Annotated in this window: 1 protein-coding gene; it reads left to right on the plus strand. The window is 53.8% G+C overall.

Translation table 11 applies throughout. The features are described 5' to 3' along the window. The coding region (locus tag PGX78_RS08855; RefSeq protein WP_270446594.1) for a chorismate synthase at nucleotides 1–453 on the plus strand (453 nt) is incomplete at its 5' end. Nucleotides 454–465: the final 12 nt, after the last annotated feature.

Consider the following 465-nt stretch of genomic DNA (forward strand, 5'->3'; position numbering starts at 1 on the left):
AGCCGCCATGATTCCGTCGGCGGTATCATTGAAGGCATTGTGACGGGTATGCCGGCCGGGTACGGTGATCCGCTTTTTGATTCCGTTGAAAGCCGGCTGGCACAAATGTTGTTTTCCGTGCCGGCCGTTAAGGGAATTGAATTCGGCGAAGGTTTTGCTCTGGCTGCCATGACAGGATCTGAAAGTAACGATGCCTTTTATTACGATAAGGACGGGACGGTAAAGACGCGGACCAACCATAACGGAGGTATTAACGGCGGCATTACGAACGGTATGCCCCTTGTCTTTCGAACAGTTATTAAAGCTACGGCATCTATCGGCCGAGAACAGCAGACCGTCGATACGGATTCGGAACAGAACACGACTCTCATCGTCAAAGGTCGGCACGATCCGTGTATCGTCCAACGGGCCGTGCCGGTTATCGAGGCGGCGGGCATTTTTCAGGTCGATTGACGGCCCCCTTGG

Origin of the sequence: Megasphaera sp. AF13-6AC (genome assembly GCF_027685385.1) — a bacterium.
GTDB classification, from domain to species: Bacteria; Bacillota; Negativicutes; order Veillonellales; family Megasphaeraceae; genus Megasphaera; species Megasphaera micronuciformis.